General features: G+C 39.7%; 18 protein-coding genes. 9 read left to right on the forward strand and 9 right to left on the reverse strand.

What is annotated here, in order from left to right; all coding sequences use genetic code 11:
* The first annotated feature begins 112 nt into the window (after positions 1–112).
* The 6 genes from ODOSP_RS09040 to ODOSP_RS09065 all read left to right on the forward strand — a co-directional run bounded on the left by ODOSP_RS09040 (position 113) and on the right by ODOSP_RS09065 (position 7,499).
* The gene (locus tag ODOSP_RS09040; protein WP_013612034.1) at positions 113–1,279 is read left to right on the forward strand and encodes an SIR2 family protein; all 1,167 of its coding nucleotides are present in this window, start codon (positions 113–115) and stop codon (positions 1,277–1,279) included.
* A gap of 3 nt (positions 1,280–1,282) precedes the next feature.
* Positions 1,283–3,373 carry an ATP-binding protein gene (locus ODOSP_RS09045; RefSeq protein ID WP_013612035.1) on the forward strand — a complete coding sequence of 697 codons (2,091 nt, stop codon included), beginning with the start codon at positions 1,283–1,285 and terminating at the stop codon, positions 3,371–3,373.
* A gap of 3 nt (positions 3,374–3,376) precedes the next feature.
* Entirely contained in the window at positions 3,377–3,886 is a 510-nt protein-coding gene (locus tag ODOSP_RS09050) for a very short patch repair endonuclease (protein ID WP_013612036.1), read from the forward strand.
* A gap of 124 nt (positions 3,887–4,010) precedes the next feature.
* The gene (locus tag ODOSP_RS09055) at positions 4,011–5,384 is read left to right on the forward strand and encodes a hypothetical protein (RefSeq protein WP_013612037.1); all 1,374 of its coding nucleotides are present in this window, start codon (positions 4,011–4,013) and stop codon (positions 5,382–5,384) included.
* A 49-nt stretch (positions 5,385–5,433) separates the two neighbouring features.
* Positions 5,434–6,429, forward strand: coding sequence for a virulence RhuM family protein (locus tag ODOSP_RS09060; protein WP_013612038.1), 996 nt, complete (start codon positions 5,434–5,436; stop codon positions 6,427–6,429).
* 47 nt (positions 6,430–6,476) lie between these two features.
* Positions 6,477–7,499, forward strand: a complete 1,023-nt coding sequence (locus tag ODOSP_RS09065) for a virulence RhuM family protein (RefSeq protein WP_013612039.1) — start codon at positions 6,477–6,479, stop codon at positions 7,497–7,499.
* A 777-nt stretch (positions 7,500–8,276) separates the two neighbouring features.
* On the opposite strand, the gene ODOSP_RS09070 is transcribed toward ODOSP_RS09065, so the two are convergent.
* The 6 genes from ODOSP_RS09070 to mnmE all read right to left on the reverse strand — a co-directional run bounded on the left by ODOSP_RS09070 (position 8,277) and on the right by mnmE (position 15,217).
* On the reverse strand, positions 8,277–9,350 hold the full coding sequence (locus ODOSP_RS09070; protein WP_013612040.1) for an AAA family ATPase: 1,074 nt from the start codon (positions 9,348–9,350) through the stop codon (positions 8,277–8,279).
* 2 nt (positions 9,351–9,352) lie between these two features.
* Positions 9,353–9,727 carry a helix-turn-helix domain-containing protein gene (locus ODOSP_RS09075; protein ID WP_013612041.1) on the reverse strand — a complete coding sequence of 125 codons (375 nt, stop codon included), beginning with the start codon at positions 9,725–9,727 and terminating at the stop codon, positions 9,353–9,355.
* A 100-nt stretch (positions 9,728–9,827) separates the two neighbouring features.
* On the reverse strand, positions 9,828–10,586 hold the full coding sequence (locus ODOSP_RS09080; protein WP_013612042.1) for a hypothetical protein: 759 nt from the start codon (positions 10,584–10,586) through the stop codon (positions 9,828–9,830).
* A gap of 167 nt (positions 10,587–10,753) precedes the next feature.
* Positions 10,754–11,872, reverse strand: a complete 1,119-nt coding sequence (locus tag ODOSP_RS09085) for a site-specific integrase (RefSeq protein ID WP_013612043.1) — start codon at positions 11,870–11,872, stop codon at positions 10,754–10,756.
* 183 nt (positions 11,873–12,055) lie between these two features.
* Complete coding sequence (locus ODOSP_RS09090) at positions 12,056–13,516, reverse strand: helix-turn-helix domain-containing protein (protein WP_013612044.1); 1,461 nt, start codon at positions 13,514–13,516, stop codon at positions 12,056–12,058.
* A gap of 306 nt (positions 13,517–13,822) precedes the next feature.
* Entirely contained in the window at positions 13,823–15,217 is a 1,395-nt protein-coding gene (gene mnmE, locus ODOSP_RS09095; RefSeq protein WP_013612045.1) for a tRNA uridine-5-carboxymethylaminomethyl(34) synthesis GTPase MnmE, read from the reverse strand.
* Between the two features lie 285 nt (positions 15,218–15,502).
* Here mnmE and ODOSP_RS09100 point away from each other — a divergent pair, with 285 nt between their 5' ends.
* The gene (locus tag ODOSP_RS09100) at positions 15,503–16,111 is read left to right on the forward strand and encodes a DUF4251 domain-containing protein (protein ID WP_013612046.1); all 609 of its coding nucleotides are present in this window, start codon (positions 15,503–15,505) and stop codon (positions 16,109–16,111) included.
* Between the two features lie 91 nt (positions 16,112–16,202).
* Here the strand turns inward: ODOSP_RS09100 and ODOSP_RS09105 are convergent, their stop codons facing one another.
* Positions 16,203–17,582 carry a tryptophanase gene (locus tag ODOSP_RS09105; RefSeq protein WP_013612047.1) on the reverse strand — a complete coding sequence of 460 codons (1,380 nt, stop codon included), beginning with the start codon at positions 17,580–17,582 and terminating at the stop codon, positions 16,203–16,205.
* A 232-nt stretch (positions 17,583–17,814) separates the two neighbouring features.
* Positions 17,815–17,928 (reverse strand): hypothetical protein, encoded by a 114-nt coding sequence (locus tag ODOSP_RS20410; protein WP_228026163.1) that lies wholly within the window; start codon positions 17,926–17,928, stop codon positions 17,815–17,817.
* Between the two features lie 244 nt (positions 17,929–18,172).
* Here ODOSP_RS20410 and ODOSP_RS09110 point away from each other — a divergent pair, with 244 nt between their 5' ends.
* Positions 18,173–18,703, forward strand: a complete 531-nt coding sequence (locus tag ODOSP_RS09110) for a DUF7935 family protein (protein WP_013612048.1) — start codon at positions 18,173–18,175, stop codon at positions 18,701–18,703.
* A gap of 140 nt (positions 18,704–18,843) precedes the next feature.
* On the opposite strand, the gene ODOSP_RS09115 is transcribed toward ODOSP_RS09110, so the two are convergent.
* Positions 18,844–20,142, reverse strand: a complete 1,299-nt coding sequence (locus ODOSP_RS09115; protein WP_013612049.1) for a DEAD/DEAH box helicase — start codon at positions 20,140–20,142, stop codon at positions 18,844–18,846.
* Between the two features lie 268 nt (positions 20,143–20,410).
* On the opposite strand from ODOSP_RS09115, the gene ODOSP_RS09120 reads away from it, so the two are divergent.
* Complete coding sequence (locus ODOSP_RS09120) at positions 20,411–20,656, forward strand: coregulated in stationary phase A (RefSeq protein WP_013612051.1); 246 nt, start codon at positions 20,411–20,413, stop codon at positions 20,654–20,656.
* The last annotated feature ends 144 nt before the right edge of the window (positions 20,657–20,800 follow it).

Here is a 20,800-nt window from a genome sequence, read left to right on the forward strand (position 1 = left end):
TACTAGGGAGTAACAAACAACGTTGGCATGATGAATATCCCCAATAAGATATTTTTAAGTAGTGCTGAAATTCCTTTAATAAAAGGAAGGATATTAAAGAAAACATCGACGAATGAATATGGAAGATAGTAAAGATATTCAAGAAATAAAATTGAAGGTAAAAAAATACCTCGAATTGGAAAATGTTAGTGTTTTAGCAGGAGCTGGGACAAGTTTTCATTTGGGTGCTCCCATCATAAGAACTCTTCCAGAAGATTTAAAGGCGTCTTGTGCTTCTGAAATAACTAAATATTTTGGTGAAGATGCAAATATTCCATCATATGAAGATTTGTTTAATTGTCTTCAAGCGGATAGGTTTCTCCGAGAACAAAAACATGTGTGCGCCTGTGATATAAACAATAAAATTGTCGAAATGCAAAAATGGCTTTTCGATAAATGCGATACAAATAAAACAGAGCTCAATGATAATTATAAATGTGATGAAAATTTGCAAGCTAACAGATATTATTATCACGAAAAATTTATAAAGAAATTACTTCAAAGGCCTAATAATTTGCGACGGGCAAATCTGTTTACTACAAATTATGATATGGCTTTTGATTACGCATTAGACAATTTGGGTGTCCATTATATAAATGGATTCATGGGCGTTCATAATCGTTGTTTCAGACCGGAAGTATATGATTATGATATTTACTATCCTGGACAAAGTGTTTCTGGAAAGGTTCATCGTGCAGAAAAAGTTTTGAGATATTATAAAATGCATGGCTCATTATCGTGGGTTTCCTCAAAGCCTACTCCATCAAACGTCTATGGGATAAATGAGGTAACTATGAATGGAAGATTTGAACCATCTATTGACAAACAGATTATTATATATCCATGTGTTAGCAAAAAGACATTTACGTTAGATTTGCCATATTCTGAATTGTTTCGTCAATTTTCACAAGCAATTATACAACCTCAATCTGTTTTGTTTTGTTTAGGTTATTCGTTCTATGATGAACATATAAATGATATAATATACCAAGCATTGTCAATACCGTCATTTACACTTATCATAGCTAATTATATTACAAATCCTGAAATACAAAAATTGAAGTGTTTAGATGACCCGAGAATAATAATTTTGGATGAAACAGATTCTGAACAATCAACTTTTGTAGGGTTCGTAAAAAACATAATGCCGGATTTGTACGAGGAAAATGAACAAATGATTGTCGTTGATACATTAAATAAATTATACCCTCAAGTCGAAAGAAAAGAAAAGGAAGCATAGACAATGAACTATATAAACCAAAATAGAATAATTGGCAGAGTTTTATCTGTTGATAACTTCAGAGTCTTTATTAAGATTGAAGAACATATAATGGGTTCTTTTAAAAGTGGGGTCAACGACATTTATGAAGTTGCTCGAATTAATTCATATCTCATAATTCCTGTTGGTGCTGATAGAATTGTTGCTTTAATAACAAGGGTTACAATGAAAGAAGAAGTTGAATTGAACAGTAATTCTGCAAGTAGTATTTCATTACCATCCACAGCTCGTTATATTTCCGCAACAATGCTTGGTACGATAGCACAAAGGCAAAATAAAGATTGTTTTATACAAGGTGTGTATAGTTTCCCTTCATTAGATAATCCGGTTTGGTATGTTACCGAAAATGATTTAGACCAAATTTTTGACAATAAGGTAAGTTCAGATACTATTGATTATCGAAAAGACTTTTATCTCCCGATAGGGACTTCTCCTGCATTTCAAAATTATAAAGTCAAAATATGTCCAGATCAATTTTTCGTAAAACATGCAGCAATATTGGGAAATACAGGTTCTGGAAAATCATGCACATTGACATCAATTCTTAGAAACCTGTTTAAATTTGAGTATAATAGCAATACCATCCTCTCGAATGCGCATATTGTTATTTTTGATACTAATGGAGAATACAAGGATGCTTTTATTTCAGAGCAACAAAATAATGAATTGGAAAGGATTAATGCGTATTATTATGGTGGTGAGGGTCTGGTAAAAGTTCCATATTGGTTAATGAATTGGGATGATTTTAAATTTTTATTATCTCCAGGAGAAGGAGTACAAGCCCCCATTTTAAATAGAGCAATTGGATTGGCAAAAAATGAGATAGAACTCACTAAAAAAGAAGGATTTCCAAATATTTATATTCAATACTTACAAGATATCGTAAATCAAATTAATGGCAGTGCTGAGGATTATTGGAAAATAAAAAACTATTCAGATGTTATATCTGATTTAATGTCACAAAACTTTAAACTTGACAATGGAGTATGCTTAAATGAAATTTTGTCTCAAATTCCAGATGCGACAACTTATAACAAGCCTGCTGCGAGTCAAATATCAAATGTAACAAAAAGTCTTGAAACATTTATTCGTGGTATGGAGGATAAGAATATGGAAATTCAGATTACGAATGAACAAAATATAGATTTGCCCACTTGGTTTTCATATCAAGAGTTGTGTAAAAAATATATAGATGCTGCAATAAATCAAGATAGCACAAACAATAATAGAATCGCTGAGTATTTATCAACATTAAGATTAAGAATGAATAGTTTTTTAAATGATAAAAGGATCGCTGTTCCTTTAATGCTGAAGGACTCAGAAGAAGCAAACAAGAATATTTTACCTCAATTCTTATCTTTAATTTTAGGTGATTTTAATAAAGTATATAAAAGTGAGGACGATCACTTCATAAATCAATACAACAATGATATTAGAATTGCAGATTCTAGCCGAACCAATCAAATAACAATCGTTGATGTGTCTCAACTTCCATACGAGGTATTAGAAACATTTGCAGGATTATTGGGAAGGATAATTCTTGAATTTGTTGCTAATTTTATTCCTGAACAGAGAGGAAAATATCCCATTGTAATAGTACTTGAAGAGGCTCAAAATTACATTGCAGAAAATAAAGACTCTATTGCGAAAACAGTATTTGAAAGAATCGCTCGTGAAGGTAGAAAATATGGTATTTCCTTGATTGTGTCTAGTCAAAGACCATCGGAACTATCGAAGACCGTTCTTTCACAGTGTAATTCATTTATTATTCATCGTTTGCAGAACCCGGACGATCAAAAATATGTTCGAGGTTTAATCTCTAGTGCTAATGCCGACTTGTTAGATCAATTACCAATTATTCCACAACAACATGCAATTATAACAGGAGATTGTGTTCGGACACCTATTCAAGTGAGAATTGATGATGTTTCACCAACCCCCAATAGTCACAATCCGGAATTTGTGAATAATTGGATTAGCATTAATGATAGAATTAATCCGTCACAAATCTATGACGAAACATGTAAACGTTGGATAGGAATAGATGGAAATTAATAAATGGACAAACTGACCAAAGAACAGCGTCATCGTTGCATGTCTGCAATAAAGGGCAAGAACACAAAGCCGGAATTAGTAGTGAGGAAGTTCTTGTTCTGCCGTGGTTTTCGGTATAGGCTGAATCACCCATGGCTTCCCGGACATCCCGATTTGGTTTTACGCAAATACAGAACTGTTATTTTCGTAAATGGCTGTTTCTGGCATGGTCATGAAGGATGCAAATATTATGTTCTTCCGAAGACAAATGTCGAATTTTGGCAGAATAAGATTAAACGCAATACGAGCAGAGATATAGAGGAACGGCAACAGCTAACTTCGATGGGGTGGCATTGTATTACCATTTGGGAATGTCAGTTGAAACCGAAAGTCCGCCAACAGACTTTAGAGGCTTTAGAATACACGCTATACCATATCTATCTTGAGGATAGAAGAATCAAATCATATGAGACAACTGAAGAAGAATATAGCATGGTGGCAGAACCCGTTGAAAGTTATGGCAAATCGAAATGAATAATTGTGAAGGTGATAATTTAAATTATGGCAAAGAATATAGAAATACGAAATAGTATAGGAAAGTGACGGACTAATTCAAAATGATAGCATTATTAATAATCCACAAAATCGATGCTTTATTATGGTAACCATATATTTTGACAAACAGCTTTTTAGTTATCTATTCAATGCCAAAGAGGAAAAATATATCATTTTGCGAGATAAAATACTGTCTCATAAAGACGATTTCGTTTTTTTATTTTCAGATGCTCATCTATTGGATCTTCAACAAGACAGTACTGATATAAAATACAAAGAAATGGATTTCATGCAATCCATTGTAGGGGAAAATTGTTTGATATGCAAAGATTCGAATATTGTTGTAGCGAACGAATCCCCTCGCTCGGCTTTCAGTCATTTTGCAAATACACAACAATTGTCTTGGCTGGATAATTTTGATTTGTCACAAATACCCAAAGAGCAATATGATTTCATTAATAATGCTATTGATTTGTCCATTAAAGACTTGAAAGGAGAACTTGAATTAGATTGGATAACAAAGAGAACTCCTATACATACGAATGAACTTAATGTGAATAAAGATGAGTTTTCTTCATTCCTTAAATTTATCATGGCCAATCTTTATGATAAAAAGGATACGTATAAAGCAATGAGAGATGTTGCTATGGAAAATTATAATCCTACAAAGATTACAGCGGATGGTGACAGGGTTTTTAATGACCAGTTGTCATCATCTCCATTAGGTTTGTCATTCATTAATCTCATTAAGGCTGTATCAAATCAGTTAGGAATGTCATCTTTAGGTTTTGGCATGGCATATTTTTTATCTTATACTCTCCTTGATTTATTAGGGATTTGTAGGGAGCCACGGAAGAAAGTTAAAATACGAAACATGCAAACTGATAGTTTTCATAGTTTCTTTGGAACATATTGTGATTGCATTGTTAGCGATGATGAAGGAGTGCGTGATAAGAGCAAAATTTTATATCGTCTTTTTAATGTTGAAACTCAGGTGTATTCAATAGATGAGTTTATAGGGCAATTTGACAAGGCAATAAATGATAATAGAAAAACAGCAAGAGAGTATTTTGATGAAATTCGTAATGATTACGAACAAAAAGAAGTGCTTCATACAGAAAATCACTCTGAATATACAATTACACAGTTAAAAGCAGCACACAAATACTTTGGATATTTTAATCACATATTTGAAAGAGAATCTAAAGATGGAACAGTGATTATGCTTCATAAAAACATAAATATTAAAAATTCAATTTATGTACATGAAGTAGAAATTATAGTAAATAGAATTACTCGCATCTTTAACAGTATGGGAGCTGAAATCAAATTGTTTGACAAAGAAACTGATTGGGAGCAAATAAGGTCAGAAAATTGGAGAAGAGGAGTGGATTTTAATGATGCAGAGGCATATCTTGCAAAGTTTAAAGACATTCCTGCTTTGTTTTTTTTAATAGAGTTTAAGAACCCAAATTGAATCTGTTTTTAATAACCTCAATAGGTAAAACGATTAAATAATAAAGCACATGGACGAACAGAACAAAGTAATCATATACACCGCGAGTGACGGGCAGACAAAGATAGATGTGAAGCTAGAAGATGAGACGCTGTGGCTTACGCAGGCTCAGATGTGTGAACTTTATCAGACAAGTAAATCAAACATAAGTGAGCACATAAAACATATTTTTGAAGAAGGTGAATTGCAGGAAGATTCAGTTGTTCGGAAATTCCGAACAACTGCCGCCGACGGGAAATCGTATCTGACCACCTTTTACAATTTAGACATGATAATAGCTCTTGGTTATCGTGTCCGCTCCATCATTGCAACACGTTTCCGCCAATGGGCTACTCTGCGGTTAAAGGAGTATATGGTAAAGGGCTTTACGCTTGATGACGAACGGTTGAAGAAACTGGGTGGTGGCGGCTATTGGAAGGAACTTTTGGAAAGAATCAGGGATATCCGTGCCACAGAAAAGGTTATGTATCGTCAGGTGCTTGAAATATATGCCACCAGTATCGATTATGACCCAAGGGCTTCCGTGTCACAGGAGTTTTTCAAGAAAGTTCAGAACAAGATACATTATGCGATTCACGGTCATACGGCAGCGGAGCTTATTGTTGAACGAGCTGATGCAGAGAAAGATTTTATGGGGTTGTTGACATTCAAGGGTAATCATCCTACATTGATGGAGGCAAAGATCGCAAAGAACTATCTGGACGACAAAGAACTTCGTGCCATGGGACAATTGGTTTCAGGATATTTGGATTTTGCCGAGCGTCAGGCAGAGCGTGAACAACCGATGACTATGAACGATTGGGCTGTCTATTTGGATAGGATTCTGACAATGTCTGGAGAAAAACTTTTGCAAGGTTCTGGAAGTGTTTCTCATGAAGATGCGATGGAACACGCCACCAATGAGTACCGCAAATATAAGCAACGCACCATCAGCGATGTGGAACACGATTATCTGTTGTCTATAAAAGCTATCGAGGACTTGGGTAAGAAAGGTGGTACGCAATAGATAACAACTGAACATTATTAAGTTATGGACAGGAATATCTTAAAATTATGGCGCAAAATATAGTGATACGAAATAGCACGGCTGAGTTTCTCATCTTCATGCTTGAAGGCAAAGAGGATGGGATTCAGGTGATGTATAAAGGTGAGACAATTTGGGCTACACAAAAGGCTATATCGCAGCTTTTTGATGTGGGAGTGCCTGCAATCAGCAAGCATCTTAAAAATATATTTGAGAGTGGTGAGTTGGACGAACATTCAGTTATTTCCAAAATGGAAACAACTGCTTCGGATGGCAAGAATTACGATACGACATTCTATAATCTTGATGCGATTATCAGTGTCGGTTATCGTGTTAATTCTGTTCGTGCCACTCAGTTCCGTCAGTGGTGTACGTTTGTACTCCGTCAGTTTGCTATTCGCGGATATGTGCTTGATCATAAGCGAATGGAGAACGGGGCTTTCTTAGGTGTGGATTACTTTGAGCATTTGTTGGCCGAAATAAGGGAGATAAGGCTGAGTGAGCGTCGTTTTTATCAGAAACTGACCGATATTTATGCTACGGCTATAGACTATAACAAGGATGCTCCGACAACACGTCTTTTCTTCAAGAAGGTACAGAACAAAATGCACTATGCTGTGCATGGACATACTGCTGCGGAACTGATTGTAGAACGGGCCAATGCAGATAAAGAACACATGGGATTGACCACATGGGAGAATGCTCCGAATGGAAAAATTGTCAGAACTGACGTGTCTGTAGCAAAGAACTATTTGCGAGAGAAAGAATTGGATGAAATGGGCAGAATGGTCAATGCATTCCTTGATATGGCAGAAAGTATGGCTAAGCGTCATATCCCTATGACAATGGAAGATTGGGCAAAACGAATAGACAAATTCATTAATTTATTTGATGGCCCGATATTGCAGGATAGCGGAAAAGTTTCTGCCGAATATGCCAAAGAGTTTGCTGAATCTGAGTTTGAAAAATACAGGATTATTCAAGACCGCCTTTTCCAATCTGACTTTGATAGATTTGAGAATAATAGCCTTCCTCCATTGGATGTGGAATAATTATGATGCCATATGGAGGTTGGCTAAATCAGCCTTGGAGATGTGGCAAATTCGTTTCGCTTAACTGATTGGAGTTGGTGGCAACTAAAAGTCAAAAACGATTACTAAAAGGGTTCGTAAAAGAGCAAAAAACAGTTCCTGAAAGACGGAAATAAGTTCCAAAAGGTGATGAAGTGTTCCTGAAAGAAACTGCTGAGTTCACAAAAGAGTTCATAAAAGAACCGGTAGGGTTCATAAAAGAGTTCGTAAAAGAACTACTGAAATATGCTTGTCTGTGACCGTTGTCAAACGGAGGCTACAGAGGTGTTAGACGACACTCCAAAAATACGATGCACATGGAGTGAAAACGAACTCCATAATTGCTATAAAGTTCAATCCTGCTTGCTGGAGATTGGCAACATCTCACAAGCGATTTATCGCTTGGGGTATTGAGTTACCCTACCTCAATAAATGTTGTATAATGGGCAAGCCCAGACGCAATTTAACTAGCAAATTTCGCTTTTGGGCGAGAAAGACGAGGAGAAATGCTGGCGAAAAGAAAAAATGCCCAAATAACGCCTTTTTCTCATCAATCAGCTTGCTGGCAGATTTGGCACTCTCAAACAACCGATTGGTTGCTTGGGGGATTAGGCTCCCCATATAAGATAATGTCTGTACAACGGGCAAGCCCAATCAATGGCAGCGACCGATTCCGTGAATTATCATGAAACCAGTCGTTGCGCTTGAACTTTGACTTATATACGAATAGGCACTTTTAGAATAAAGTCAAGTGGGGGATTAGTAGTGATAATCCGGCATGAACCGATAAATGCCACGGCTTTCCTGAATCACCATCCGTTTGTTTGTGAGGAACTTTATCAGCTCTACAATCTTGTTGTGATTCAATTTCGTTCCTGCCAGTTCGTAGGCAGTGGTCAGTTCTTCTTCCAGAGCCTTATATCCCGAAATAGTTTCTCTTCCCTCAAAAGCTAGTTCGAGAGCTTTGCGATGGATGGCTTCGTGGATATCCTTATAAGGGGAGAACGGTTCCTGTTTGGGACGACCTGCACTCTTCTTTGTCGGCACATAGTCCGGCAGAAGTTCGGGAAGCGATTGGTCATTGATGCAGAAGGCGAATGGCAGGAAGTCCTTTGAGCGGGTATGCACACTTTCCACTTTGCTGATGTTGCTGTCGTCCTTGTCTTTCTCGATTTGGATGACCGTTTCCGCTTTGTTATTGATTTCCGTGCCAATATGCCCACGGGCATTTTCATCGCTTTTGTTCTGGTGAAGGATGGTGTGAAGATGAATCTGGTGCTCGTCAGTCCACTGCATAAGTTTGGATATTACGCATGTGGCTTCACTCGGTGAATTGATGTCATAAACCAAGTCACGTATTCCGTCAATCACCACGAAACCGAGACCCTCAATCTGACTGATGGCATCGTCTATTATAGCCAAACGCTCCTTCGGATTGAATTTGCGTAGAGCGAGAAAATAGAAACGGCCGCAATCCTCATTAGCCGGCAACTCTGCCAGTTTCATGATACGATGCATCACAATCATACAATGGTTCTGACTTTGCTCGGTGTCAATGTAAAGGATGCGGTCCTTTCCTTCTGGGAAGTCCGTTGTGTAGTTAAGGACTTCCTTCCCGGACAAAGCTGCTGCCACCATAGCAGACACATTGAAAGTCTTTTTGCTTTTAGCCTTGCCAATGGATGCACTGAAATTTCCCAATGTCCCGACAGGTACTCCGCCTATTTTCAGAACTTCCGGCTCCTGTTCGTACTCCTTTTCCAAGCTGAGCATGGTATCTTGCCATTTTACTGTGACCTGAGCAAGATCTTGAATGGGTGCTGTTGTTTCCATACTCACCAGTTTTTAGGATTAGGCTTGCGACGATGTGAGGCATACATCGCTTCGTTTTCTTCATCGTATGTGAGAGGTACTGACGTTTTGCGTGATGCTTCCAGCCATTTGTCGAGCTCGTCACGATAGATATAAAGGTGCTTTCCTTGTTTGATTACCGGAATGCTGTCCTTCTTTATCTTGTAATAAAAGGTGGAGACCGGCATTTTCAGATAAGTACAGGCTTCCTGTACCGTCATAGGTACATGCAGATTCTCCTTTGGTTCGCTTTGACGGTTAAGATTGTCCCTAAGCAAATTTTCCATACTTGCGATTCGCTCGCATAGTTCGCCTACCACTTTCGGCAGGTCGTTAAAAGTTAACTCAGTTGCAGTCATATTATCAATAATTTAAATTAATATGCTGCAAACCAACAGAATGAAATCTTGCAGAAATTCGTCAGCCGGAAGAATGATTACCGTCTGCACGGTTTAATTCTCAAGTATTGTTATGAAAGCGGAAATCCCCTTTGTCCGGCACGTCAATAGGGATGTCGCAAGGGACATTAACACGCAAATTGGCTTCCAGATATTCTATATCAGCGTTTCGCAATTCGTATGGGAAAGATGATTTGATAAATATCGCCCTGTCGTGACGGGAGACTCCAAGCCGTTCTCCAATATTCCAAGCCAAATGTCTTAAAGAGGGAGAACTGAGCTTCGTTTCTTTCGTTGAATGGATTGGCTGGCAGTCTGTCACCCGATTTTCGGCAAGACACTCGATATTGTGGAATAACGTGCTGATATTCTCCTTTGACAGATATTTCGAGGTCTTTTCCACCACATATTCACGGATGGCTATCATAGTATCCCTTTTCCGCTTCACCTCTTTCAGCTGCTCTTCCACGAGAATACTCTCATATTTTTCCAAACTGTCAGGTATTTGTTCCAGTATAACCGGTTGAGTCTCGGTTATAGAATTATTTGAGCTAACCTCTTGCGAACAGTTATTTTGTACTCGCTCATTTATAGCACTATTGTTAATACTCTTATAAAGCCCTGCCATTACTTTGCGGAATACGGCAAAGGTCAAAATGAGCATTACCAAAGAGATAATAAAAATGGTGACATCAAACAGGATATAGTGATTGAACTTTTCACCAAGATTGTATGCGGTGAGTGCTGAGAGTGAAACGATTACCACACAAACCAGACTACTGATGTCCGCTGTTTTCTGAACATGTACATTATTCTCCATATAGTTGTGATAGTTTACAATTTTATGACACAAAGTTCAGCACTAATTTCCATATAACCATAAATACTAATGGTTGTTGGACAGATATTTATAAATAATTATGGTTAGAATATGAATCATACTCAGAAATCATACTCTAACCATATAAAAAGCGGTGTTTATGCCCGTTATCTCTTACGAATCAGGGAGATTTTATTGCTGGCTTTTCGCTTGTTGCTATCCACTACTTTCATGTATCGTTGGGTAGTGGTGATGCTCTTGTGCGCCATGATACTTTGAATGGTCCGGATGTCAGTTCCGGTAGCAGCCTGCAAGGTGGCAAATGTTCTCCGGTACGAGTGGAACGTGATGTTTTTGGTGATACCGGCAGTTCGAATCCACTCTTTCATGGGGTATTGCGTCCAGCATCTTTTCAATCCTTTGAATACCAGCCCTGTCTTTTCCGGGGAATAGCCGATTAATTGCAAGGCTTCGTCACTAATGGGGATGATATCTTCTGTCTTTGTCTTTTGAGTGACAGTATATACGCATTTTCCTCCGGCTGCAAAGTCAACGATTTCTTCCCACCGCAATGTGAGAATATCGCTTATTCTCAAACTTGTCAGGCAAGAGAACAACGAGGCGGTTTTCAGAACCGGTATCTTGCAGGGCGTTTCTGCCAATCTGTACAGTTCTTCTACGCTGAGATAGTCTTTGACCACATCTTCCGGCTCTATTTTCTCCAAGAAATCGTTTACATTGGAATGAATCAGTTTATTGCGATAGAGTATTTTGAGGAATCCTCTGAATGTGGACCAGTAGCCCACGGCTGAATTGCGTGATATGGGACGCTCCGGACGTCTCAGTTGCTTCGCATTGAGCAGATACTCCCTGAACTTGTTGCATAAGTCCACATCAATCTCCTCGAATGAGCATTTCCCGCCCACGAAATTGCAGAAATGCAGATAGACGAACTCCCATTTCTGGTCGTGCTTGCGGAGTGTCTTTTTATAATAGGCAAGGAAATCTCCTTTCATCTTGCTCTTGTCAAAGAAATCATACCGCTCATTGACGATGGATTCAAAACGTCTGCATCGGATGGCTTCCGCCTTTTCCGACATGACGGCATTGAAGTTCTGTTCCCGTTGATTTTTAGGGTCGGCATAGATGTAGATGCCCAAAGACTCATGACGGATTACCTTCATACTCTCTTTGTCGCGATAACCGGGATAATAATCCAGATAGAACGACAACATGTTTTTCTTTAGAGGTCTTGTCCTCAATGTTACAGTTTTACATTCGTGCATAATGATAAAATTTAAACTTCACTTCGTTCGTTTACAATCACTCTCGCCTCGGCAATTCAAACAAGTTTGATTGCTCTCGGCTTAATCGTTTATTTGGTGATTAATCTGTTGCAAACCAATACAATGAAACAATGCTGATGACTGCCATTGCTGAAAATGATTCTTGTCTGTGCAGAATAATTCTCAGATGCCGGATTTTTCAGCCATAACCTTGTCAAAATCCTCTTTCAGCAGGAACATCGACTTGCCGTGGTGCATCTTCCGTATGCTGTTATACCTCGCATAATTGTAGACATCATCCCTGCGAATGCCGTATTTTTCCATCGCTTCGGTTACGCTGTAATACTTTTCCCGTTGGTCAAAGCCACCGTTTTTGATGATGTCGATATGGCCTTTGGAATATTGGACTTTGCCATAAACAACACGGGAGGGGATTTTATGGCGATGCACAAACGAACATCGGGCATTTTTGCTCATGCCGTAAATTTCTTCCATTTGCTCCGCACCAATCCATTCCTTGATATTGTCAGCCGCTTTGTACTTGGCAAAGAATCGGTCAACTGACAGTTGTTCGTAATAGTTGAACCCACCATGACTGATTTTAGGGATGTCGTTTTCACGGCACAGCCTGCAAATGGTTTTCCTGTTCATCTGATAGGTCGTTGCAATTTGCTCGGATGAGTAATAGCCTTCGGGGATTACAAAAGTCTCTTTCTGCCGGTCGCTTTTCTTTTCCCGTTTCTTGGGCGTATATGTTCCATCACGATGCTCAATATAGATTTTGTCAAACTCCGAACAGAGCACCATTGTCCGGCTTCCTTGCTTGAACCGCTTGATGTCGTACTTGTTGACATAGTAGCTGATATTAATCTTGGTAAGTCCGTATTTCTCGGTGATTTCATCGTAGGTATAATAGTCGGGATTCAGCTTCTCCTGCTTTTCTTTAATCGCATCTATATGGGCACGGGAATAATATACCTCATGGTGGCGGTTAATTCGGGGGATATTGTGTCGCATGGCAAAGGTGACAACTGCATTGCGGCTCATATTATATTTCACCATGACCTGCTCCGGCGTATAATAGCTTGCTGGATTGATATCCTCGGCAAGATCTGCAAAGTATTTGTCTATAAGACTACGGTTGTAGAACACTCGATTGCCCTCCTCAATCTTCGGAATGTTATACAGCTTGCATCTGCGGTAGAGGGTTTTCTTCTGGATTTGGTATTTCTCCAATACCTCATTCGTGGTGTAATAGAGTGCAGTCTGCTTCCGTCCATAGCTGCGCTTCTTGTAGCCGGGTGCGTTGTCGAACATCTTTTCAATGTCAGACTTGCGGATAATAGTACGCCCACGAAGTTGTAAAGCCCGGATGATTCCGACAGCCATGTGGCGATAGATGGTCGCACGGCTGATACCTAAAAGGGTAGCGGCTTCGGCAGGGGAGAGATACAATTTGCTTCCCACGATACCGACTTCCTGCATAGGCTGCTCATTTTGCCGTTCCTCGTATTCCTGTAACCTCTGCTTCCGCTTCTTCTCTTTGTACGCTTTTTCATTGCACGATTTGCTGCAATAACGTGTTACCATCGTGTGTGCTATAAATGGTTTGCCGCACCACTGGCATTTTCTCTGGATTTCCATATATTAGTCGCCTTTAATTTCGCCTATTCTGTCTCAACGCGTCTCACAATTTCTCACAGCGTCTCACACTGTGTCTTCTATAGCGGTTTTACACATTCTCATAGCGTCTCACATCGTGCCTAAGATGTCGCTATGATGAGTGCGAAGTGTCCGTTTATTTGTTCAGCGGTAGAATTATGGTACAAAATGATGCTGGAAATCCGCAACCAGTCAGAATTGACTGAAAACTACATAAAAAGAAAAGCCACTGGTTCTCAGCGGCTTTCTTCTAATTGGCTATGGTTGTTTATGGCTGTTTACAAGCCGTCATTTGCCGATACAAAAATTCTTAAAAATATTACCCAGAACCTCATCCGTAGTAATCTCGCCGGTAATTTCACCAAGATAATGAAGACACTCACGGATATCCTGAGAGATGAATTCGCCACTGAGTCCGGATTCAAGACCTTCGTTCACACGCTCGATGGCTGTGCGGGCATTACGAAGGGCTTCGTAGTGACGGACGTTACTGACGATGACATCGGAAGTATTGAGGGTATTTAGATTTACAGTCCGGGTCAATTCCTGAATCAAGCGATCCAGATTTGCTCCGGTACGGGCTGAAATCGGAATAATCTCTTCACCGGAAGTAAAAAGCCGGATGGTTTCCTGAGGCGTCAATAAATCTTCTACCTGATCGGTTTTATTAAGGACGATGATTAACTTTGCATCCGAAGTGAGGCGGGATTTCACCTGATGATAATATTCTTCGAAAGACTCTACTCCCCGATTCAGATCGGTCAATAACAGGACGACACTAGCCTGACCGATTTTAGCAAAAGTCCTTTCGATCCCGATATTTTCGACCTCATCCGAGGTGGCCCGTATACCGGCCGTATCGATAAAACGGAAAGTGATTCCATTCAAATTGATCGTATCTTCGATCACATCCCGGGTTGTACCGGCAATATCCGACACAATAGCCCGGTCCTCACGCAACAAAGCATTCAACAAGGTACTCTTTCCTACATTCGTATTGCCGACAATAGCTACAGGTACCCCATTTTTAATCACATTTCCCAAAGAAAAAGATCTACACAAGCGGGTCAGTAATTCATCGATATTTCCGGCAATACGTCTCAATTCCGAACGATCGGCAAATTCAACATCTTCCTCTGAAAAATCCAGCTCCAACTCAAGCAAGGAAGTAATATGTAACAATTCGGCCCGCAATTTCATCAATTCAGCTGAAAAGCCACCTTTCATTTGCTTCAGAGCCATCCGATGCGATGCAGCCGAAGAAGAGGCGATCAAGTCTGCAACCGCTTCTGCCTGCGACAAATCCATTTTTCCGTTCAGGAAAGCCCGTTGCGTAAATTCGCCGGGAGTAGCCAGCCGGGCCCCCTGATTCACCAACAGCTGCAATAAACGCTGTTGGATATACAAGGAGCCATGACAAGCGATTTCTACAGACTCCTCCCCTGTGAATGAATGAGGTGCATGAAAAATAGTCACCAGGACTTCATCCAACAAACAACCTTCTTCAAGGATCCTGCCGAAATGCACTGTATTCGCTTTCGCGCCGGTCAGTTTTTTCCCGGATGGAGACTCGAAAATCCGGTCGGTAAGAGCGATACAACCCGTCCCGGACATTCTCAAAACTGCGATAGCTCCGATTCCGGGAGCCGTCGATACAGCGCAAATTACCTCAGAAGTTTCCATGATAGCCAGAATTTATCGTTTTATAAAATCAATTTTATCATTTTTTTAGAAGCGTCATTCCCAATATGGCATAAAATATGCAAAACCTTTCCTAACAGCTATTTCTGACAAAAGTACTCTTTTTTACTGACATGACAGAAACGAAGTTTTATACTTTTTTAAATACAGGTTGAAAACTATTGGAGAAATTAACACGTATATGAGGGAAATTAATAAACGGTGATATATGATAACAATCTGAATAACCGGATATAATATAAAACAACTAAATAAAAACGACCTATTATGAAACGAGTATTATTTTTATTGCTGGTATCTGTATTTATGCTGCCCGCTTTCCATAGCGAAGCACAGGTACAAGGAACACAAACTCCGACTCATTATCAGGAGCTAACCAAACAACAACAACGACAAGTGAAGCGGGATCTTCGCAAGAAAGCCCGTGAGGTTGCTAACCAACAAGCTTTCAACGCTGCTGTAGATGCTTTGAAAGACCGGAATTGGGTATTAATGGCCAGTACACTTTATGGCCCCAGAGGTTCAGCTATACCTGTATCCGACAATACCAACTTCATCCAATTTAAAGGCAATACCGTGTATGTACAGTTAGCTTTCAACGGCATTGCCGGTCCGAACGGTCTTGGTGGAATCACCGTACAGGGTACTCCTTCACAAATCACCACCAATACGGATAAACATGGAAATATCACTTATTCCTTCTATGTGAACGGAATCGCTTTAACCGCCCAGGTTGTGGTCAATCTGAGTGCAGGCAGTAACTATGCCAATGCAACGGTTTACCCGATGATGAACGGTAATAACCTGACTTTCTCCGGAACTCTTGTTCCCACCTCACAATCCGGAATCTTCAGAAGTGGATTCATCAGTTATTGACCGGAAGTTTATAAATTACGGCTTTATACTTAAAGCCGGTAAAATAAAAGGCGCCTTGCGGGGCGCCTTTTTACGATCGTTGTTAATCTAATTATTTTGCCTTTTCCAATTCGACAGTAAAGTGGCGCATGATCGGAAATTCTTTCGTAATTACATAACCACGGGTAATGGATTCGCGGCGATCATATACATTTTTCAGTGCAACAGCTATTACATCCATATGATTATTGGTATAAGTACGGCGCGGAATAGCCAGCCTTAATAATTCCAGGCGGGGATAACGGTTTTCGCGGGTTACCGGATCCCGGTCGGCCAATATCGAACCGATCTCCACACCACGGATTCCGGCTTCAAGATACAACTCTACTCCTAACGTCTGAGCGATAAATTCTTCTTTCGGTACATGAGTAAGTACTTTCTTGGCATCCACAAAAATCGCATGTCCACCGGCAGGACGCTGATAAGGTATTCCGTATTCATCCAATTTCGCCCCCAAATATTCCACCTGTTTAATCCGGGTTTCGAGGTATTCGAATTCAGTACCTTCATCCAATCCCTGTGCCAAAGCATTCATATCCCGGCCCGACATTCCGCCATAGGTAATAAACCCCTCGTTCATGATACAGAACATCTGGCATTTTTTCCACAACTCTTCGCTTTTGAATGCTACAAATCCACCCATATTCACAATCGCATCTTTTTTCGAAGACATGGTCATGATATCGGCATAAGAGAACATTTCTTTTACAATCTCTTTGATGGATTTGTTTTCATACCCTTTTTCCCTTGTTTTAATGAAATAAGCATTCTCTGCAAAACGGGCAGAATCGATCTGCAGGTTCACTCCGTACTTTTTACAAAGGGCAGATACTTCCCGAATATTCTGCATAGATACGGGCTGACCTCCGGCGGTATTATTCGTAACGGTCAATACGACTGCAGGGATCTTTTCTTTGGGATATTTTTTCAATACTTCCTCCAGCTTGGCAGGATCCATGTTGCCTTTAAACGGAATTTCCAACTGCGTATCAGCTGCTTCGTCGATAGTACAATCGATAGCCAAAGCTTTCCGGAATTCAATATGTCCTTTCGTGGTATCGAAATGGGAATTGCCCGGCAACACATCTCCTTCTTTGATAATGGTAGAATATAAAACATTCTCCGCAGCACGTCCCTGGTGAGTCGGTAAGAAATAATCGAATCCCAGAATTTCCTTGATAGCATTCTTCATCTTATAATAAGAACGGGCTCCGGCATAGCTTTCGTCTCCCAACATCAGCTCAGCCCATTGTTTATCGCTCATAGCCCCGGTACCCGAATCGGTCAGCAGATCGATGAATACCTGGTCGCTTTTCAGGTTAAAAAGATTGTATTTAGCCTCTTTAATCCATTGTTCACGTTCTTCACGTGTACTTTTACGGATGGTTTCCACCATCTTAATCCGAAATGATTCTGAAAATGGTAATTCCATAACAATATAAATTAAGTTTTAAACAAAAAATAACAAAACAAAACCGGAAAGTTATCTATAACTCTTTACAGACATCCTCACCTCAGGACCTTTTAAACAGAAAATATAGAACAACAAGAATAAATGAGTTTCAGAAATTAAACTCATCGCGCTTTTTGATATTCAGAAAAAGCCGGTTTAAAGGCAATATGTTTCCACTGCGCTGCATACGATTGCAAAAATATAAAATAATTTAGAAATGACAAGTTTTGAACAAAAAAGATACTACAACTTTCACCGAACCACTAAAAAAATTATTGACCACACTATTCATATACCGTTCCATATAATCCTCCCGATTGACCAAAGGATAATATTAATAAGTCTTACCGATATTCCAAAGGATTTGTATGATTTGCAATTCTGCCTTCGTTAATTCCTCCATTTTATTCATTATTCACTCATTTTTAGTTATCCCATCCAAGTATCGTTACACAAACGCACAACTATAAAAATAATTATACAACTACTTCAATAGTTATTTTCAAAACAGCCGATAAGAAATTTTTAAAAACAAGCTATATCTTTTATATTTGCAAAAAATAAAGACGATGAACATCACCACTTACTTTTTGATTCCCCTTGTCTTATTTGTTATTTTACTGTATCCCTTGGTCAGGAAGGCTGTTGCTTTACTAGAAATTCTGGTAAATAAACAGGTACAGCAAACTACTCAGGAAAAGCAAGCGAATACGTCGTCTACTTCACAAACGCTATTTAATCTGAAATTATTAGCTTATGAAAGGATTATTCTATTTATTGAAAGAATAAAGCCGGATTCGTTTATCCCCCGTACCCTTTCTCCCTCTCTTCCTTATCAGGAATATCAATTATTACTGATCAACGAAATTCGGAAAGAATTTGAATATAATCTTTCCCAGCAGCTTTATTTAAGCGAAAATGCCTGGGAGGTCACGGTCAATTTCAAGGATAATATCATTACGCTGATCAATAGTGCAGCCACCTCCTGTCCTCCCCAAGCAACAGCCAGCGATCTGGCCCGAAAAATTTTAGAGCATTATATTTCGTCGGACCTGAAAGGAGATCAGATTTTAAAAATCGTCAAGGCAGAAATACAATAAAAGTGATAAAACTAGAGGCTAAAGGCTAGAGGCTAGAGGCTAGAGGCTAGAAGCTAAAGACTAGAGGCTATGACGCAAAGTTAAAATTATTTTTTCAGCTTTTAGCCTATAGCATTTAGCTTTATTGCTTTCAGCCTTTCCTACTTTTTCCGTCTTCCCTCTTTGGTTCGGTCTTTACGTACTTTTTGGGGCGTTTTACTATTTTTGGCTGATTTGGCATGGAAAGCTCCACCACCTTTCGGTTTACCTTTTTGATAGACAATATTCGAAGTCTGTACTTTTTCGTCGTCAAGTAAGACATCTGAGATCACCAGATTTTCCGGTAAGGCAGCCCATTCGACCTGCTGCCCGATCAGCTTTTCGATTTCTTCGAATTTCGGCTCTTCTTTTTCTGTCACGAAGCTGATAGCCGTTCCTTCCTTTCCGGCACGGGCAGTACGTCCGATGCGGTGGATATACTCCTCAGGAATAGAAGGTATATCGAAATTGATGACATGGCTGACATCCTGCACATCGATTCCACGTGCCGCAACATCTGAAGAAACCATGATCCGAGTCTTTCCTTCTTTAAATACTTTCAAAGCATTCAATCGGGAATTCTGGGCCTTATTCGAATGCAGTACACTCAGTTCCCCCTTCCAGTGGTCGCCCAGTCTCTCCACAATCCGATCGGCATTTTTCTTTGTTTCGGTAAATATCATGACCCTGCGAAATTCTTCTTTATCCGTGAGAAGTAACTTCAATAAGTTGATTTTAGTCTGAATATTAGGAAGATCATAGCGCAGCTGGGTAACCAATTCTACCGGAGTCGTCGGGTTACCTGTCTCTATCCGGACCGGTTCCGGAGCCAAAAATTCTGCTGCCAATTCAGCAATTGTAGTTGAAAAGGTCGCGGAAAACAGTAAAGTCTGATGCTTCTCGGGTACTACCTCAAGAATACTTCTGAGCTGAGGCATAAACCCCATATCCATCAATCGGTCAGCCTCATCGACAACCACAGTCTTAATCTGAGGGGTACGGATAATGCCATTCATATAAATATCCATAAAACGTCCCGGAGTCGTTACCAACAAATCGACTCCCTCGTATACCGCAGCTTGCTGTGTCCGGATATTCGTTCCTCCGTAAATGCCGACACAACGGATATCCATATACTCCGTCAGCAACTCTACACTCTCACATACCTGCACCACTAACTCACGGGTAGGTACAATCACTAATGCACGTGGGTAATTTCCCTGCGCATAATGAAGTTTCATCAGCAAAGGAATCAGATAAGCCAAAGTTTTACCGGTCCCCGTCTGGGCTATTCCAATCACATCCTTTCCGGAACGAATGACAGGGAAAGCCCGTTCCTGAATCGGTGTCGGTTGTTCAAATCCGGCATCTTCCAAAGCCATCAAGATCTGTTTGCTAATATTCAATTCATTAAAAGTCATGTATACAATGCATTAGAAATTCAATTCATCGGCCGGATAAGATCCGACCGATCCTGTTTTTTCTCTACAAAAGTACAAAAAGTTATCCGGTAAGGAAACAATTTTCACAGACATTCTGAGTATTACAGAAATACACTTAATATCAATAGATTACACAAATAATTGATTTTATTAATTTTTTTATGTGAAATTCGCAAACGTTTTACTTGTTTATTCAGAGATTTAGTCCTATATTTATTCCACTGATAAACCATAAAACTTTTGAGATATGACTACAATGATTACCTTCAATGAGTTGAGACAAATCAAAGACATGTTGCCCTCAGGGAGTATGCAAAAAATTGCGGACGAACTGGGACTCGACGTAGAAACAGTACGTAATTATTTCGGTGGAGACCATTATGATGAGGGCAAGGCTGTCGGTTTACATATCGAGCAAGGTCCGAATGGGGGCATAGTAAAATTAGACGATACTACGATCCTGGAAAAAGCCAAAGAAATGCTTGAATGTTAAATAAAAGAGCATTTTGTATTCTTTTAAAAGTCAGCACATATACCTCCGGCAGATAAATACATACGATAGTCTATCGTTTTGAAGATATCAATATCTCCACCCCAGCGGTATCCTGACCCGAGGTATATGACTTTCAGAATACAA

This window comes from Odoribacter splanchnicus DSM 20712 (genome assembly GCF_000190535.1).
GTDB lineage: Bacteria > Bacteroidota > Bacteroidia > Bacteroidales > Marinifilaceae > Odoribacter > Odoribacter splanchnicus.